Raw genomic sequence first — 15120 nt, 5'->3', positions numbered from 1 at the left:
GTTACTCGTCACATTCCTCGTCGGGGCGCCTCGGAGGTGCCCTGGCCGCCCGCCACCTGCCGCAGATACGGGTTGGTGGCGCGCTCCTGGCCGATGGTCGTCTGGGGGCCGTGGCCGGACAGCACCACGGTCGAGTCGTCGAGCGGCAGGCACACGCGGGCCAGCGAGTCGAGCATCTCGGCCATGTCACCGCCGGGCAGGTCGGTGCGTCCGATGGAGCCGGCGAACAGCAGGTCGCCCGAGAACATGACCGGCGGGATGTCCGCCGCCTCGGGCAGGCCGAAGGTCACCGACCCCTTGGTATGGCCCGGCGCGTGCGCGACGGAGAACGTCAGGCCCGCGAGGTCCAGCCGCGTGCCGTCGGTGAGTTCCCTGACGTCGTCCGGCTCCCCCACGGTCAGCTCGCCCATCAGGGGCATGCCGATGGCGCGGCCGATCCCCTTCTCGGGGTCGCTCATCATGTAGCGGTCCTCGGGGTGGATCCAGGCCGGTACGTCGTGCGCTCCGCACACCGGGACGACCGAGGCGACATGGTCGATGTGGCCGTGGGTGAGGACGACGGCGACGGGCTTGAGGCGGTGCTTGCGGACCGCCTCCACGACGCCGTCGGCGGCCTGGTGGCCGGGGTCGATGATCACGCACTCCTCACCGGCGGCGGGGGCGACGAGATAACAGTTCGTCCCCCAGGCCCCGGCGGGGAACCCGGCAATGAGCACGATCGTCCTTCGTTGTGTCGATACGGGAGGCTTGCGACGGGGCTGCGCCCGTGGTCAGAGCCTACCGGCGCTGCCGATTCCTCAGCGAACCCATATACGGTACGGGGCACACGCAGGCGGTCGGCTCACCGCACGCACGCACGCGTACCGGCCGGCACACGAGACGCATGAGGAGAGAACCCGGTGGTCAGCCAGGAACAGCGGCGGCGTCAGCTCGCCCGGGAGAAGTTCTTGCGGCAGCAGCAGCGGCGTACCGACGCGCGCCGCAAGTCGCGGATCCGCAACTCGGTCATCGCGTCCGCGCTCGGTGTGGTCCTCGTGGGCAGCGGCGCGCTGTACGCGACCGGGGCGCTGGAGCAGGACGACGACAAGAGCAACGCGAACGCGGAGGTCACGCCGAGCGCCGCGCCGAGCAGCAAGGCGCCGGACCCGTGCGGCAAGCCCGCCGGGGGCAAGGTCGCCTCGCAGACGTGGAAGAAGGAGCCGGCGATGTCCATCGACAAGTCGGCGAAGTACACCATGAAGCTGGACACCACCTGCGGTGCGATCGACGTGGCGCTGAAGGCGTCGGCGGCGCCGCACACCGTCAACTCCTTCGACTTCCTCGCGAACAAGGGCTACTTCGACCACACCAAGTGCCACCGGCTGACCGACCAGGGCATCTACGTGCTCCAGTGCGGCGACCCGCAGGGCACCGGAGCGGGTGGCCCCGGCTACACGATCCCCGACGAGAATCTGAAGGACAAGAGCCTCCAGGGCAACGTGTACCCGGCCGGCACGGTCGCGATGGCCAACCAGTACAACGCGCAGACGCAGCAGGGGCGCGACAGCGGAGGCAGCCAGTTCTTCCTGGTCTACCGGGACAGTCAGCTGCCGCCCGACTACACACCGTTCGGCACGGTGTCCGAGGCGGGGATGAAGGTGCTGAAGAAGATCGCGGACGCGGGTGCGCAGCCCATGGACCCCGCGACCGGGAACACGGCACCCAACGCGACGGTCGTCATCAACAAGGCGACGGTCACCAAATCCTGACCCCCAACTGCGGAACTTCGGTCGCGCGGGATGCGGACAGGCATCCCGTCGGTCGCCTATGTTGGCCGTGACGAAACTGTGGACGATGCCCGGGGGAGCTCGCAGGCCCCCTCGACGGCATCATGTGGAGGAGGCGCTGTGAGCAGCGACCCGTGGGGCCGCGTCGACGAGACGGGGACCGTGTACGTGCGTACGGCCGACGGCGAGCAGGTCGTCGGTTCCTGGCAGGCGGGCTCCCCCGAGGAGGCGCTGGCCTACTTCGAGCGCAAGTACGAGGGCCTGGTTGTCGAGATCGGCCTCCTCGAGAAGCGAGTGAAGACCACCGACCTGTCGTCCAAGGACGCCCAGACCGCGATCGGGCATCTGCGCGAGCAGGTCGACGCCCACCACGCGGTCGGTGATCTGGACGCCCTCAGGGCCCGGCTGGACATGCTCGTGGAACTGGTGGAGGCGCGCCGCGAGGAGCGCAAGGCGCAGCGGGCCAAGCAGTCGGACGAGGCGCGCCACGCCAAGGAGGCGCTGGTCGTCGAGGCGGAGGAGCTGGCGCAGTCCGACCAGTGGCGGGTGGCCGGTGAACGGCTGCGGTCCCTGGTGGACACCTGGAAGGGCCTGCCGCGGCTGGACCGCAAGTCCGACGACGAGCTGTGGCACCGGTTCTCGCACGCGCGGTCGGCGTTCTCCAAGCGGCGCAAGCAGCACTTCGCGCAGCTGGACGCGCAGCGCGAAGAGGCCCGCAAGGCCAAGGAGCGGCTGGTCGCCGAGGCCGAGTCGCTGTCGGGCTCGACGGACTGGGGGCCGACGGCGGCCCGCTACCGCGATCTGATGACGGAGTGGAAGGCCGCGGGCCGCGCCCAGCGCGAGCACGAGGAGGACCTGTGGAACCGCTTCCGCGGCGCCCAGGACGTCTTCTTCGCCGCCCGCAGCTCGGTCTTCGCCGAGCGGGACGCCGAGCAGGCGGAGAACCTGAAGCTGAAGGAGGAGCTGGCCGGGGAGGCCGAGAAGCTGCTGCCGGTCACTGATCTGAAGGCCTCGCGGGCCGCGTTCCGCGCGCTCAACGAGCGCTGGGAGGCCATCGGCCACGTGCCGCGGGACGCCCGCCCGAAGGTCGAGGGCCGGATGCACACCGTGGAGCGGGCCCTGCGGGAGGCCGAGGAGACCGAGTGGCGCCGGACGAACCCGGAGGCACGCGCGCGTGCCGCGGGTCTGACCGGCCAGCTCCAGGCCGCCGTGGACAAGCTGAAGGGCCAGGCCGAGCAGGCGCGCGCGCAGGGCAACACCGCCAAGGCGGAGAAGCTCGAGCGGGAGCTGGAGGGCCGCCAGGCGCTGCTGGACCAGGCGCTGAAGGGCCTGCAGGAGTTCGGCGGCTGAGACCCCCGGATCCTGACCCGCCCGCACGAGAGGGGGCTGCCGTAGCTGGTACGGCAGCCCCCTCTCGTGCGTCTACGTGCGGTTGCGGGCCGAGGTCACCCGGTAGACGTCGTAGACGCCCTCCACGCCGCGTACGGCCTTCAGGACGTGGCCCAGGTGCTTGGGGTCGCCCATCTCGAAGGTGAAGCGGGAGGTGGCGACCCGGTCGCGGGAGGTCTGGACGGCCGCGGAGAGGATGTTGACGTGCTGGTCGGACAGGACGCGGGTGACGTCCGACAGCAGCCGGGAGCGGTCCAGGGCCTCGACCTGGATGGCGACCAGGAAGACCGAGGACTGGGTGGGCGCCCACTCGACCTCGAGGATCCGCTCGGGCTCGCGGGACAGCGAGTCGACGTTGACGCAGTCGCTGCGGTGCACCGAGACCCCGCTGCCACGGGTCACGAAGCCGATGATCGGGTCTCCGGGCACCGGTGTGCAGCAGCGGGCCAGCTTGACCCAGACGTCCTCGACGCCCTTGACGACGACGCCGGGGTCGGCGCTGGAGCGGCGCTTGCGGCTGCGGGCCGGCGGGACCGACTCGTCGATCTCCTCGGTGGCCGCCTCTTCGCCGCCGAGGGCCTGGACGAGTTTCCGCACGATGTTCTGTGCGGAGACGTGGCCCTCGCCGATCGCCGCGTACAGCGCGGAGATGTCGGAGTAGCGCATCTCGTGCGCCAGGGTGACCAGGGAGTCGCCGGTGAGGATGCGCTGGATCGGCAGGTTCTGCTTGCGCATGGCGCGGACGATGGAGTCCTTGCCGTGCTCGATGGCCTCGTCGCGGCGCTCCTTGGAGAACCAGGCGCGGATCTTGTTGCGGGCGCGCGGTGACTTGACGAAGCCGAGCCAGTCGCGGGAGGGGCCCGCGCCGGCCGCCTTGGAGGTGAAGACCTCCACCAGGTCGCCGTTGTCGAGGGTCGACTCGAGCGGTACGAGACGGCCGTTGACCCGTGCTCCTATGGTGCGGTGGCCGACCTCGGTGTGGACCGCGTACGCGAAGTCCACGGGGGTGGCACCGGCGGGCAGCGCTATCACGTCGCCCTTGGGGGTGAAGACGAAGACCTCGTTGCGGGAGAGGTCGAAGCGCAGGGACTCCAGGAACTCGCCCGGGTCCTCGGTCTCCTTCTGCCAGTCCAGGAGCTGCCGGAGCCACGCCATGTCGTTGATGGCGTCCTTGTCCTTGCCGGCCGGCCTGGGGACGTCGGTGCGGACCTTGGAGGCGCCGGCGACGGCCTCCTGCTTGTACTTCCAGTGCGCGGCGATGCCGTACTCCGCGCGGCGGTGCATGTCGAAGGTGCGGATCTGCAGCTCGACCGGTTTGCCGCCGGGGCCGATGACCGTGGTGTGCAGCGACTGGTACATGTTGAACTTGGGCATCGCGATGTAGTCCTTGAACCGGCCGGGGACCGGGTTCCATCGCGCGTGCACCGTGCCGAGGGCCGCGTAGCAGTCGCGGACGGTGTCCACGAGGACGCGGATGCCCACCAGGTCGTAGATCTCCGCGAAGTCACGGCCGCGGACGATCATCTTCTGGTAGACGCTGTAGTAGTGCTTGGGGCGGCCGGTGACGGTGGCCTTGATGCGGGCGGACCGGAGGTCCTGCTGCACCTCGTCGGTGACGATGGCGAGGTACTCGTCGCGCTTGGGGGCGCGCTCGGCGACCAGGCGGACGATCTCGTCGTACATCTTGGGGTAGAGGATCGCGAAGGCGAGGTCCTCCAGCTCCCACTTGATGGTGTTCATGCCCAGGCGGTGGGCGAGCGGCGCGTAGATCTCCAGGGTCTCGCGCGCCTTCTTCTCCTGCTTCTCGCGCTTGAGGTAGCGCATGGTGCGCATGTTGTGCAGGCGGTCGGCGAGCTTGATGACCAGGACCCGGGGGTCCTTGGCCATGGCCACGACCATCTTGCGCACGGTCTCGGCCTGCGCGGCCTCGCCGAACTTGACCTTGTCCAGCTTGGTGACGCCGTCGACGAGCAGGGTGACGACGTCGCCGAAGTCGCGGCGCAGGTCCTCCAGGCCGTACTCGGTGTCCTCGACGGTGTCGTGCAGCAGGCCGGCCATGAGCGTGGCCGGGTCCATGCCGAGCTCGGCGAGGATGGTGGTGACGGCGAGCGGGTGCGTGATGTACGGGTCGCCGCTCTTGCGCTTCTGGCCGCGGTGCCAGCGCTCGGCGACCTGGTAGGCACGCTCGATCTGGCGCAGCGTGGCGTTCTCGATCTTGGGGTCGTTGCCGCGGACGATGCGCAGCAGCGGCTCGAGCACCGGGTTGTACGGGTTGGCGCGCTGGACGCCGAGCCGGGCGAGGCGGGCGCGGACGCGGTTGGAGGAGCCGGAGCGGGCGGGCTGGCCCGTGTTGGGACGGGCCACGGCGGCCGAGCGCTCGGGTGGGGAGGGCTTGGGGCGGGGCTGCTCGGGCTTGTCGACCGGCGTGGACTGGGCGTGCTGGACCGGCCCACGCGTGTCGTTCTTCGCGTGGGGCGCGCTCGGCGCGGGCTTCGCCGCGGCCGCCGAGGCGGACTCGGGCTTGGCTGCGGTCAGATGTTGGGCCTCGTCTGGCAAGAGGACTCCTCGTGCGCGATCCGGGTCCCCCGGTCAGGCTCCGGAGCCCCCATGGTAGCGATCCCCCGCCCGCGGATCGCCTTCGGAGCGGTGTGAGGACCGTCTACCCCGGAGACGCACGAGGCGGACGCCGGATTCCTCCGGGTCCGCCTGCGTGGTGCGATATGGACACATTTGCCTGTCCGGGCCGGTCAGACGGTGAGCAGCGCCTCCAGCGGGGCGCCCGCCAGGGCGGGCTCCACCCTGGCCCGGCCGCCGAGGAAGCCCAGTTCCATCAGCACGGCGAGGCCCACGACCTCGGCGCCCGCCCTGCGGATGAGCTTCAGGGAGGCCTCGGCGGTGCCACCGGTGGCGAGGACGTCGTCGATCACCAGGACGCGGTCACGCTCGGTCAGATCCTCCGCGTGCACCTCGATCTCGGCGGAGCCGTACTCCAGGTCGTAGGCCTGGCTGAGGGTGGCTCCGGGGAGCTTGCCCGCCTTGCGTACGGGGATGAAGCCGAGGCCCGCGCGGACGGCGACCGGGGCGCCGAGGATGAAGCCCCGGGCCTCCAGACCGACGATCTTGGTGGCGCCGGTGCTCCGGGCGATACCGGAGAGGACGTCACTGAGCGCGGAGAAGGCCGCCGGATCCGCCAGGAGCGGGGTGATGTCCTTGAACATCACCCCCGGCTCCGGGTGGTCCGCCACGTCCCGGATCCTGCTGAGCAGCAGGGTCTGGATGCCGGTGAGCCCGGTCATCGGCGCTTCCCCGAGGGACGGCCCCGGCCGCGGGACGCGGACCGGCTGCGCGGTCCGACGACCGCCGGCGTGACGTCCTCGCCCTCGTCGCCGGGGCCCCCGACGGCGACCGTCGCCGTCTGCGGGTCCTCGTCCTCGTCAGCGCCCTGGGCGCGCTTGGCCATGACCCGCTTCTTCAGGGACTTCATCCCCGGCTCGAGCTCCTTGAGGTCGGCGACGAGCGGGGTGGCGATGAAGATCGAGGAGTACGCGCCGGCGGCGAGGCCGACGAACAGCGACAGCGAGATGTCGTTGAGCATGCCCGCGCCGAGGACACCGCCGCCGATGAACAGCAGGCCCGCCACCGGCAGCAGCGCGACCACCGTCGTGTTGATGGAACGGACCAGGGTGCTGTTGATGGAGCGGTTGGCGATCTCGCTGTACGTCCAGCGGTTCTGCTTGGTGATGTCTCTCGTCTGTTCCTTGAGGCTGTCGAAGACGACGACCGTGTCGTACAGCGAGTAGCCGAGGATGGTCAGCAGACCGATCACCGTGCCCGGTGTGACCTCGAAGCCGACGAGCGCGTAGATGCCGACCGTGATCGTGATGTCGTGGATCAGCGCGACGAACGCGGCGACCGCCATGCGCCACTCGAAGGCGATCGCCAGATAGATCACGACGAGGACCATGAAGATGCCGAGGCCCTGCCAGGCCTTGTTGGCGATCTGCTCGCCCCAGCTCGGTCCGACCAGCTCGGCGTTGATCTGCTCGGCGTCGATCTTGAGGTCCTCGGCGAGCGTGTCCTTGATCTTGTCCGAGGTCCCGGTGTCGATGCCGGCGACCTGGATGCGCATGCTGCCGTCGCCGAGCTGCTGGACGATGGCGTCGTGGCCGGAGGCCTCCTCCGCGTACCCCTCGGCCGTGGCGACCGAGACGGTCATGTTCTTGGGGGTGGTGAAGACCGCGCCGCCCTGGAACTCGATGCCCATGTGCAGGCCTCGCACCGCCAGGCCGGCGATGGCCAGGATGGTGATCAGGATGGAGACGGCGTACCAGATCTTGCGGTTCTTGACGAAGTCGTAGCCGACCTCACCGTGGTGCAGCCGGGCCCCGAGGGTGCCGAGTTTCGACATCTCTCACGCCTCCTTCGTCATGGCGGGGGCGGGGGAACGACGGGTGCGGCGCAGGGGTGGTTTCGCGCCCAGCGCCTTCGGGTCGAGTCCGGACCACTTGTGGCCGCTCGCGAAGAACTTCCGGCGGGCCATCAGCGTGAGCAGGGGCTTGGTGAAGAGGAACACCACCACGACGTCGAGCACGGTGGTCAGGCCGAGCGTGAACGCGAAGCCCTGGACCTTGCCGACGGTGACGACGAAGAGCACGGCGGCGGCGAGGAACGACACGAAGTCGGAGACCAGGATGGTCCGCCGGGCACGCGGCCAGGCCCGCTCCACGGCCGGGCGCAGCGTGCGGCCCTCGCGGATCTCGTCGCGGACCCGTTCGAAGAACACGATGAACGAGTCCGCCGTGATGCCGATCGCGACGATGGCACCGCACACGGCCGGCAGGTTCAGCGCGAAGCCGATGGTCGGGCCGAGCAGCGACATGATCACGTAGGTGAGGGCCGCGGAGACCAGCAGGGAGAGGATGGCGATGAAGGACAGGCCGCGGTAGTAGACCAGCAGGTAGAGGACGACCAGGGCGAGGCCGATGGCACCGGCGATCAGACCGGCCTTCAGCTGCTCGCCGCCGAGCGCGGCGGTGACGGTGGTGACGCTGTCCTCGCGGAAGGTCAGCGGCAGCGCGCCGTAGGACAGCATGTTCGCCAGTTCCTGCGACGACTGCTGGTTGAAGTTGCCGGAGATCTCGGCGTTTCCACCGGTCAGGGCCTGGCTGACGTACGGGTCGGAGACGACCTCGTTGTCCAGGACGATGGCGAACTGGTTCTGCGGGGACTGCTTCTGGGCGAGCTGGCCGGTGATGTCGGCGAACTTCTCGGCGCCCTTGCCCGTGAACTTCATGGTGACGATCCAGCCGGCACCGGTCTGGGTGTTCAGGACGGCGTCGGCCTCGTCGACGTCCGTGCCGTCGACCGCGGCGGGGCCGAGGACGTACTTCTGCCACTGGCCCTGGGAGTTCTGGCCGCAGGCGACGATCGAGTCGGTGGCCTTGGATCCGTCACCGGCCTTGGCGCGGACGCTCTCCTTGGTGCAGTCGAGCGCGGCGTACTGGGCCTGGAGGTCTGCGTCGCCGGAGGCGCCGCCGGTGGCGGACGGGGAGTCCTCGGCCTTGCCGCTCGGGGAGGCGGAGGGGGTCTCGTCGGCCTTCAGGGCGTCGGTGACCGCGCGGCCCTGGGTGGTGGCACTCGCCGACGGGCCGGTGGAGGCGGACGGCGACGAGCCGTCGGTCGCCTTGTCCGTGGCCTTGTCGGTCGCCTTGTCCTTGCCGGAGTCCTGCTCCGATTCGTCGCCGGTCGCGCTGGGCGACGGAGCGGTCCCGCCGCCGGCGAGTTCGGTGGCGATGACCGGGCGGAAGTAGAGCTTGGCGGTGGTGCCCACCTGTTCCCGGGCCTGCTTGGAGTTCGTGCCCTTGGGAATGTTGACGATGATGTTGCGGGTGCCCTGCGTCTGGACCTCGGCCTCGGAGACACCGAGACCGTTGACACGCCGCTCCATGATGGAGACCGCGGTGTTCATGTTGGTCTTGTTGATCGCGGACTCCTGGCCGGCCTCGGGGACCGCCGCCAGGGTGATGCTCGTGCCACCGGCCAGGTCGATACCGAGACGCGGTGTGGTGTGCCCGGAGGCGAACATTCCCCCCGTGAGCGCCACCATGGCGATCAGGATCAGAGCCAGCGAGCGCCACGGATTGCTTGTGGCGCTCGCGTTCTTTCCCTTTTTGAGTGCTGCCACCTTCTCGTACTCCCTCTCGAGCCGCCGCGCACCGGGTCAGGGTGCGGCGCGGTCATATGGTGTGGGGATTCCGTGCGAGCTGGGCATGTCCCGGGGCGCGCGGGCAGCACCCGCGCGCCCCGGGACATGACTACTTCGCCTCGGAGTCGCCCTCGGACTTCTTCGACTGCGCGTCCGCCTTCGCCTCGTCGGCGGTGTCGGCGTCGGCCGGCTCGTCGGCCGCGTCCTTCTTGCCGAGGTCGACAGGCGTGTCGTCGGAGGCGGCGGCAGCGTCGGAGGAGTCGTCGGTCTCGGTGAGGGAGGAGGCGTCGTCGGGGACGACGTCGGTGTCGGACTTCAGGTCGTGCTCGATGCCGTGGACGATGCGGTTGTACTCCTCGTCCGTCAGGACGGCACCGATCGAGTTCTTCGCGAACAGCAGTTCCACACCCGGGCCGGCGTCGAGGAGGACCGTGTCCTCGCTGACCTCCTTGACCGTGGCGTACATGCCCCCGATGGTGCGGACGCCGGAACCGGGCTGCATCTGGTTCCGCATGTCGATGGCCTGCTGCTGCTTCTTCTTGGCCGACCGGGTCATCAGAAACATGGCCCCGATGAGCACAATGAACGGGAGGAGGGTCAGGAGACTCACGGGTCGGAACTTCCTTCACACGACCGCGATGGTGAACGGCCTGATGGTTGGGGGTATGTGGTGCCGCCGACAACGGCGGCACCGGCGGAGTCTAAGCGAGTCCGCGCCAAGGGAACAACGCTCAGCATGGCACCCGGGTTCCTGCCCCGGCCAGTGCCCTCGCGCTCACGCCCCGAACAGGTTCCCTTGTCCGTTTCCGGCGGCCTGCGAGCGGGGCGGTGTGAGCCCGAGGTGCGCCCAGGCCGCCGGGGTGGCGACCCGTCCGCGGGGGGTGCGGGCGAGCAGTCCCTCCCGTACCAGGAAGGGCTCCGCCACCTCCTCCACGGTCTCACGCTCCTCCCCCACCGCGACAGCGAGCGTGGACAGGCCGACCGGTCCGCCGCCGAACAGCTTGAGGAGGGCCTCGAGCACCCCCCGGTCCAGCCGGTCGAGGCCGCGGGCGTCGACCTCGTAGACGGCGAGGGCCGCCGCGGCGATGTCCTTGGTGATCAGGCCGTCGGCCTTGACCTGCGCGTAGTCCCGGACGCGGCGCAGGAGACGGTTGGCGATACGGGGCGTGCCGCGGGAGCGGCCGGCGATCTCCGCGGCTCCGTCCGGTTCGATCTCGACGTCGAGCAGGCTCGCCGAGCGGTGGACGACCCGCTCCAGTTCGGCCGGCTCGTAGAACTCCATGTGCGCGGTGAAGCCGAAGCGGTCGCGCAGCGGGGGCGGCAGCAGGCCGGCCCTGGTGGTGGCGCCGACCAGGGTGAAGGGCGGCAGTTCGAGCGGGATGGCGGTGGCGCCGGGGCCCTTGCCGATGATCACGTCGACGCGGAAGTCCTCCATCGCCATGTAGAGCATCTCCTCGGCGGGCCGCGACATGCGGTGGATCTCGTCGAGGAAGAGGACCTCGCCCTCCTGGAGGGAGGAGAGGATCGCCGCGAGGTCGCCGGCGTGCTGGATGGCCGGGCCCGAGGTGATGCGGATGGGCGCTTCCATCTCGGCCGCGATGATCATCGAGAGGGTGGTCTTGCCGAGACCGGGGGCGCCGGAGAGCAGTACATGGTCGGCGGTGGCACCGCGCGCGCGTGCGGCGCGCAGGACGAGGTCCAGTTGCTCGCGGACCTTCTCCTGGCCGATGAACTCGCCCAGGTCCTTGGGGCGCAGGGCGGCCTCGACCGCCTGGTCCTCACCGTCGGCGGACGCCCCGACGAGCCGCTCCCCGTCGGAGGTGTCGGTCGTGTCGTCCCAGTTCATGTGCGTGTGCCTCAGCTCTCGGTACGGGCTCTCGGGCCGCGGGCTATCGGGCGCGGTTCAGTGTCTGCAGGGCGGCCTTCAGCAGCTGCCCCACCTGCGGGGTGCCCCCGGCGGCCTCCGCACCGGGCGCCACCGCGGACACGGCCTCGTCGGCCTCGCGGGTCGCGTACCCGAGGCCGATCAGGGCGGCGTGCAGCTGGTCGCGCCAGCCGGTGGTGACCGGTGCGCCGACGGCGGGGGTCCCGGTCGGCGCGCCCAGGCGGTCCTTCAGCTCCAGGAGCAGTTTCTGGGCACCCTTCTTGCCGATGCCGGGGACGGCGGTCAGCGTCTTCTCGTCACCGGCGGCGACGGCCGCGCGCAGCGCGTCGGGGGCGTGCACGGCGAGCATCGCCTGGGCCAGCCGGGGGCCGACGCCGCTGGCGGTCTGGAGCAGCTCGAAGACCTGGCGCTCGTCGTCGTCGGCGAAGCCGTAGAGGGTCAGGGAGTCCTCGCGGACGACGAGGGAGGTGGCGAGTCTCGCGGGCTTGCCGACGCGGAGCGTGGACAGGGTGCCCGGCGTGCACTGGACGGCCATGCCGACGCCGCCGACCTCGACCACCGCGGCGTTGGGGGCGAGGGCGGCGACCGTGCCGCTGACGAAGGCGATCATGCCGTACGGCCTTTCGTTGCATGCGGGGCTTGTGGTGCTGGTGAGGCTTGTGGTGCGCGGGAGGTCTTCGAGGGGTGCAGGGCGGCGGCCCGCTGGAGCCGGTTCTGGGCGGGCGCGCGCCAGATGTGGCAGATGGCGAGCGCGAGGGCGTCGGCGGCGTCGGCGGGTTTCGGCGGTGCGTCGAGCCGCAGCAGCCGGGTGACCATGGCACCGACCTGGGCCTTGTCGGCGCGGCCCGAGCCGGTGACGGCGGCCTTGACCTCGCTGGGCGTGTGCAGGGCGACGGGGAGGCCGCGGCGGGAGGCGCACAGGATCGCCACCGCGCTGGCCTGGGCGGTGCCCATCACCGTACGCACGTTGTGCTGGCTGAAGACGCGCTCCACGGCGACGCAGTCGGGGCGGTATTCGTCCAGCCACTGTTCGAGGCCCTGCTCGACGGCGACGAGACGGTGTCCGAGGTCGGCGTCCGCCAGCGTGCGGACGACTCCCACGCCGAGCATGGTGAGCGGCCGTCCGGCCACACCCTCCACGACGCCGACACCGCACCGGGTCAGCCCCGGGTCCACCCCCAGCACGCGCACGCGCCGCACCCTTCCCTCTTTGCGGCTGAACCGCCGCCGCTCTCGCGGACCTGGTCGATCGCCGTCGGGGTTCCTCAATTGCTGGTTGCGGCCCGTGGACGGTGATCTTTGACGTATGCCAGGCTAACGGCCGCCACTGACAGAAGCGGCGGGCCCGCGGGGAGATGTCCCAGGGGCCCGCCGAACCGCCGTGCACGCCACAGCGCTACGCGTCGACCCTCTCCATGATCTCGTCGCTCACGTCGAAGTTGGCGAAGACGTTCTGCACGTCGTCGCTGTCCTCCAGGGCGTCGATGAGCTTGAAGATCTTCTTGGCGCCCTCCTCGTCCAGCTCGACCTGCATGGTCGGGACGAAGTTGGCCTCGGCGGAGTCGTAGTCGATCCCGGCGTCCTGCAGGGCGGTGCGCACGGCGACCAGGTCGGTGGCCTCGCTGAGCACCTCGAAGGACTCACCGAGGTCGTCGACCTCCTCGGCGCCCGCGTCCAGGACGGCGGCGAGGACGTCGTCCTCGCTCAGTTCGCCCTTGGGGACGATCACCACGCCCTTGCGGTTGAACAGGTAGGAAACCGAGCCGGGGTCGGCCATGGAACCGCCGTTGCGGGTCATCGCGACGCGTACGTCCGAGGCGGCACGGTTGCGGTTGTCGGTGAGGCACTCGATGAGCACCGCGACACCGTTCGGGCCGTAGCCCTCGTACATGATCGTCTCGTATTCGGCGCCACCGGCCTCGAGACCGCCACCGCGCTTGATGGCGGAGTCGATGTTCTTGTTCGGTACCGACTGCTTCTTGGCCTTCTGGACGGCGTCGTAGAGCGTGGGGTTGCCGTCCAGGTCGATGCCGCCCATCCGCGCGGCGACCTCGATGTTCTTGATCAGCTTCGCGAAGAGTTTGCCGCGCTTGGCATCGATCACGGCCTTCTTGTGCTTCGTCGTGGCCCATTTAGAGTGGCCGGACATCTGCCTGTCTCCTTCGCGTAACCCATCTCTGCAACGAACGCAGGAATCCTACAAGGACTCGGCCGTCCGCTTCTCGCGTGTCATGTCGACGAACAGGGCGTGCACGCGGTGGTCTCCGGTCAGCTCCGGGTGGAACGACGTGGCCAGGGCGTTGCCCTGACGGACCGCGACGATGTGTCCGCCGTGCTCGGCGAGCACCTCCACCGCGGCGCCGACGGACTCCACCCAGGGGGCGCGGATGAAGACACCCTCGACCGGTTCGCCCGGGACGCCACTGACGTCGACCGAGGCCTCGAAGGACTCGTTCTGCCGTCCGAAGGCGTTGCGGCGCACGATCATGTCGATGCCGCCGACGGTCTCCTGGCCGGAGCGGGGATCGAGAATCTTGTCGGCCAGCATGATCATGCCTGCGCAGGTGCCGTAGACGGGCATGCCGTCCCGCACACGCGCGCGCAGCGGTTCCATCAGGCCGAACAGGACGGCCAGCTTGGAGATCGTGGTGGACTCGCCGCCGGGGACGACCAGGCCGTCGACCTCGGCGAGCTCCTCGGGGCGCCTGACCGGCCTGGCCACGGCGTCGGCCGCGGCCAGGGCGACAAGGTGCTCCCGTACGTCGCCCTGGAGGGCCAGGACACCGATGACGGGTGCGTCGCTCATCAGGGGACTACCAGCCCCGGTTGGCGTAGCGCTCGGTCTCGGGGAGGGCGTCGCAGTTGATGCCGACCATGGCCTCGCCGAGGTTCCGGGACGCCTCCGCGATGACCTTCGGGTCGTCGTAGAAGGTGGTCGCCTTGACGATGGCGGCGGCGCGCTTGGCCGGGTCGCCGGACTTGAAGATGCCGGAGCCCACGAAGACGCCCTCGGCGCCGAGCTGACGCATCAGCGCGGCGTCGGCCGGGGTGGCCACACCACCGGCGGAGAACAGCACGACGGGGAGCTTGCCCAGTTCGGCGACCTCCTTGACCAGCTCGTACGGGGCGCGCAGGTCCTTGGCGGCGGCGTACAGCTCGTTGTTGTCGTAGCCGCGGAGCCTGGCGATCTCGTTCTTGATCTGACGCAGGTGGCGGACGGCCTCGACGACGTTGCCGGTGCCGGCCTCACCCTTGGAGCGGATCATGGCGGCGCCCTCGGCGATACGGCGCAGGGCTTCGCCGAGGTTGGTCGCACCGCAGACGAAGGGGGTCGTGAAGGCCCACTTGTCGGAGTGGTTGACCTCGTCGGCCGGGGTGAGGACCTCGGACTCGTCGATGTAGTCGACGCCGAGCGACTGGAGCACCTGGGCCTCGACGAAGTGGCCGATGCGGGACTTGGCCATCACGGGGATCGACACGGCGCCGATGATGCCCTCGATCATGTCCGGGTCGGACATACGGGCCACGCCGCCGTCCTTGCGGATGTCGGCCGGGACCCGTTCCAGGGCCATGACGGCGACGGCTCCGGCGTCCTCGGCGATCTTCGCCTGCTCCGGAGTGACGACGTCCATGATCACGCCGCCCTTGAGCTGCTCGGCCATGCCGCGCTTCACACGGGCGGTGCCGGTCTCGGGACCCTGGTTTTCGGAGAGCGTGCTGGACACGAATGACCTCGCTGAGGGGAAAGGGGGGTTTCTGCAGCACCGAGGAAACGTGAACGGAGCAGGCCACAGCAAGGGCCAATGGGAAGCCGGTGGATCGTTTTCGCACAGCGGTGAGCCATTCCGGGGCGGGAGGGTCCGCTGCGAGCGCCG

14 protein-coding genes are annotated in these 15120 nt (G+C 70.0%); 2 read left to right on the top strand and 12 right to left on the bottom strand.

Going from position 1 to position 15120, the window contains the following annotated elements:
- Nucleotides 1-8: 8 nt before the first annotated feature.
- Entirely contained in the window at nt 9-716 is a 708-nt protein-coding gene (locus tag B9S61_RS08395; protein WP_103541681.1) for an MBL fold metallo-hydrolase, read from the bottom strand.
- Nucleotides 717-899: 183 nt separating this feature from the next.
- On the opposite strand from B9S61_RS08395, the gene B9S61_RS08390 reads away from it, so the two are divergent.
- On the top strand, nt 900-1748 hold the full coding sequence (locus B9S61_RS08390; protein ID WP_103541680.1) for a peptidylprolyl isomerase: 849 nt from the start codon (nt 900-902) through the stop codon (nt 1746-1748).
- A 138-nt stretch (nt 1749-1886) separates the two neighbouring features.
- Nucleotides 1887-3116 (top strand): DUF349 domain-containing protein, encoded by a 1230-nt coding sequence (locus tag B9S61_RS08385; RefSeq protein WP_103541679.1) that lies wholly within the window; start codon nt 1887-1889, stop codon nt 3114-3116.
- A 72-nt stretch (nt 3117-3188) separates the two neighbouring features.
- On the opposite strand, the gene relA is transcribed toward B9S61_RS08385, so the two are convergent.
- The 11 genes from relA to pdxS all read right to left on the bottom strand — a co-directional run bounded on the left by relA (nt 3189) and on the right by pdxS (nt 14970).
- The gene (gene relA / locus B9S61_RS08380; RefSeq protein WP_103541678.1) at nt 3189-5711 is read right to left on the bottom strand and encodes a GTP pyrophosphokinase; all 2523 of its coding nucleotides are present in this window, start codon (nt 5709-5711) and stop codon (nt 3189-3191) included.
- A gap of 191 nt (nt 5712-5902) precedes the next feature.
- Nucleotides 5903-6451, bottom strand: coding sequence for an adenine phosphoribosyltransferase (locus B9S61_RS08370; RefSeq protein WP_103541677.1), 549 nt, complete (start codon nt 6449-6451; stop codon nt 5903-5905).
- The gene (secF, locus tag B9S61_RS08365; protein WP_103541676.1) at nt 6448-7563 is read right to left on the bottom strand and encodes a protein translocase subunit SecF; all 1116 of its coding nucleotides are present in this window, start codon (nt 7561-7563) and stop codon (nt 6448-6450) included. Before secF ends, B9S61_RS08370 begins: the two co-directional genes overlap by 4 nt.
- Before the next feature lie 3 nt (nt 7564-7566).
- Nucleotides 7567-9339 (bottom strand): protein translocase subunit SecD, encoded by a 1773-nt coding sequence (gene secD / locus B9S61_RS08360; RefSeq protein ID WP_103541675.1) that lies wholly within the window; start codon nt 9337-9339, stop codon nt 7567-7569.
- Between the two features lie 130 nt (nt 9340-9469).
- Nucleotides 9470-9970: a preprotein translocase subunit YajC gene (yajC, locus tag B9S61_RS08355; protein ID WP_103541674.1), complete on the bottom strand. Its 501-nt coding sequence runs from the start codon at nt 9968-9970 to the stop codon at nt 9470-9472.
- A gap of 165 nt (nt 9971-10135) precedes the next feature.
- Nucleotides 10136-11206: a Holliday junction branch migration DNA helicase RuvB gene (ruvB, locus tag B9S61_RS08350; RefSeq protein ID WP_103541673.1), complete on the bottom strand. Its 1071-nt coding sequence runs from the start codon at nt 11204-11206 to the stop codon at nt 10136-10138.
- 43 nt (nt 11207-11249) lie between these two features.
- Complete coding sequence (gene ruvA / locus B9S61_RS08345; RefSeq protein WP_103541672.1) at nt 11250-11855, bottom strand: Holliday junction branch migration protein RuvA; 606 nt, start codon at nt 11853-11855, stop codon at nt 11250-11252.
- Nucleotides 11852-12436, bottom strand: a complete 585-nt coding sequence (gene ruvC / locus B9S61_RS08340) for a crossover junction endodeoxyribonuclease RuvC (protein WP_103541671.1) — start codon at nt 12434-12436, stop codon at nt 11852-11854. The genes ruvA and ruvC overlap by 4 nt, the downstream gene beginning before the upstream one ends.
- A 205-nt stretch (nt 12437-12641) precedes the next feature.
- Nucleotides 12642-13394: a YebC/PmpR family DNA-binding transcriptional regulator gene (locus B9S61_RS08335; RefSeq protein WP_103541670.1), complete on the bottom strand. Its 753-nt coding sequence runs from the start codon at nt 13392-13394 to the stop codon at nt 12642-12644.
- A gap of 48 nt (nt 13395-13442) precedes the next feature.
- Complete coding sequence (gene pdxT, locus B9S61_RS08330) at nt 13443-14051, bottom strand: pyridoxal 5'-phosphate synthase glutaminase subunit PdxT (RefSeq protein WP_103541669.1); 609 nt, start codon at nt 14049-14051, stop codon at nt 13443-13445.
- A gap of 7 nt (nt 14052-14058) precedes the next feature.
- Nucleotides 14059-14970, bottom strand: a complete 912-nt coding sequence (gene pdxS, locus B9S61_RS08325; RefSeq protein ID WP_103541668.1) for a pyridoxal 5'-phosphate synthase lyase subunit PdxS — start codon at nt 14968-14970, stop codon at nt 14059-14061.
- Nucleotides 14971-15120: the final 150 nt, after the last annotated feature.

It is taken from the genome of Streptomyces sp. SM1 (assembly GCF_002910825.1).
In the GTDB taxonomy this organism is placed as follows: Bacteria; Actinomycetota; Actinomycetes; order Streptomycetales; family Streptomycetaceae; genus Streptomyces; species Streptomyces okerensis.
Note: the sequence above shows the minus strand (reverse complement) of the source record. Positions and strands in the feature narration are given on the sequence as shown.

What these genes read in the sequence shown, in the direction of transcription:
- pdxT (WP_103541669.1), bottom strand. Translation starts at nt 14,051, where the DNA reads ATGAGCGACGCACCCGTCATCGGTGTCCTGGCCCTCCAGGGCGACGTA.
- B9S61_RS08335 (WP_103541670.1), bottom strand. Translation starts at nt 13,394, where the DNA reads ATGTCCGGCCACTCTAAATGGGCCACGACGAAGCACAAGAAGGCCGTG.
- ruvA (WP_103541672.1), bottom strand. Translation starts at nt 11,855, where the DNA reads ATGATCGCCTTCGTCAGCGGCACGGTCGCCGCCCTCGCCCCCAACGCC.
- ruvB (WP_103541673.1), bottom strand. Translation starts at nt 11,206, where the DNA reads ATGAACTGGGACGACACGACCGACACCTCCGACGGGGAGCGGCTCGTC.
- B9S61_RS08370 (WP_103541677.1), bottom strand. Translation starts at nt 6,451, where the DNA reads ATGACCGGGCTCACCGGCATCCAGACCCTGCTGCTCAGCAGGATCCGG.
- secF (WP_103541676.1), bottom strand. Translation starts at nt 7,563, where the DNA reads ATGTCGAAACTCGGCACCCTCGGGGCCCGGCTGCACCACGGTGAGGTC.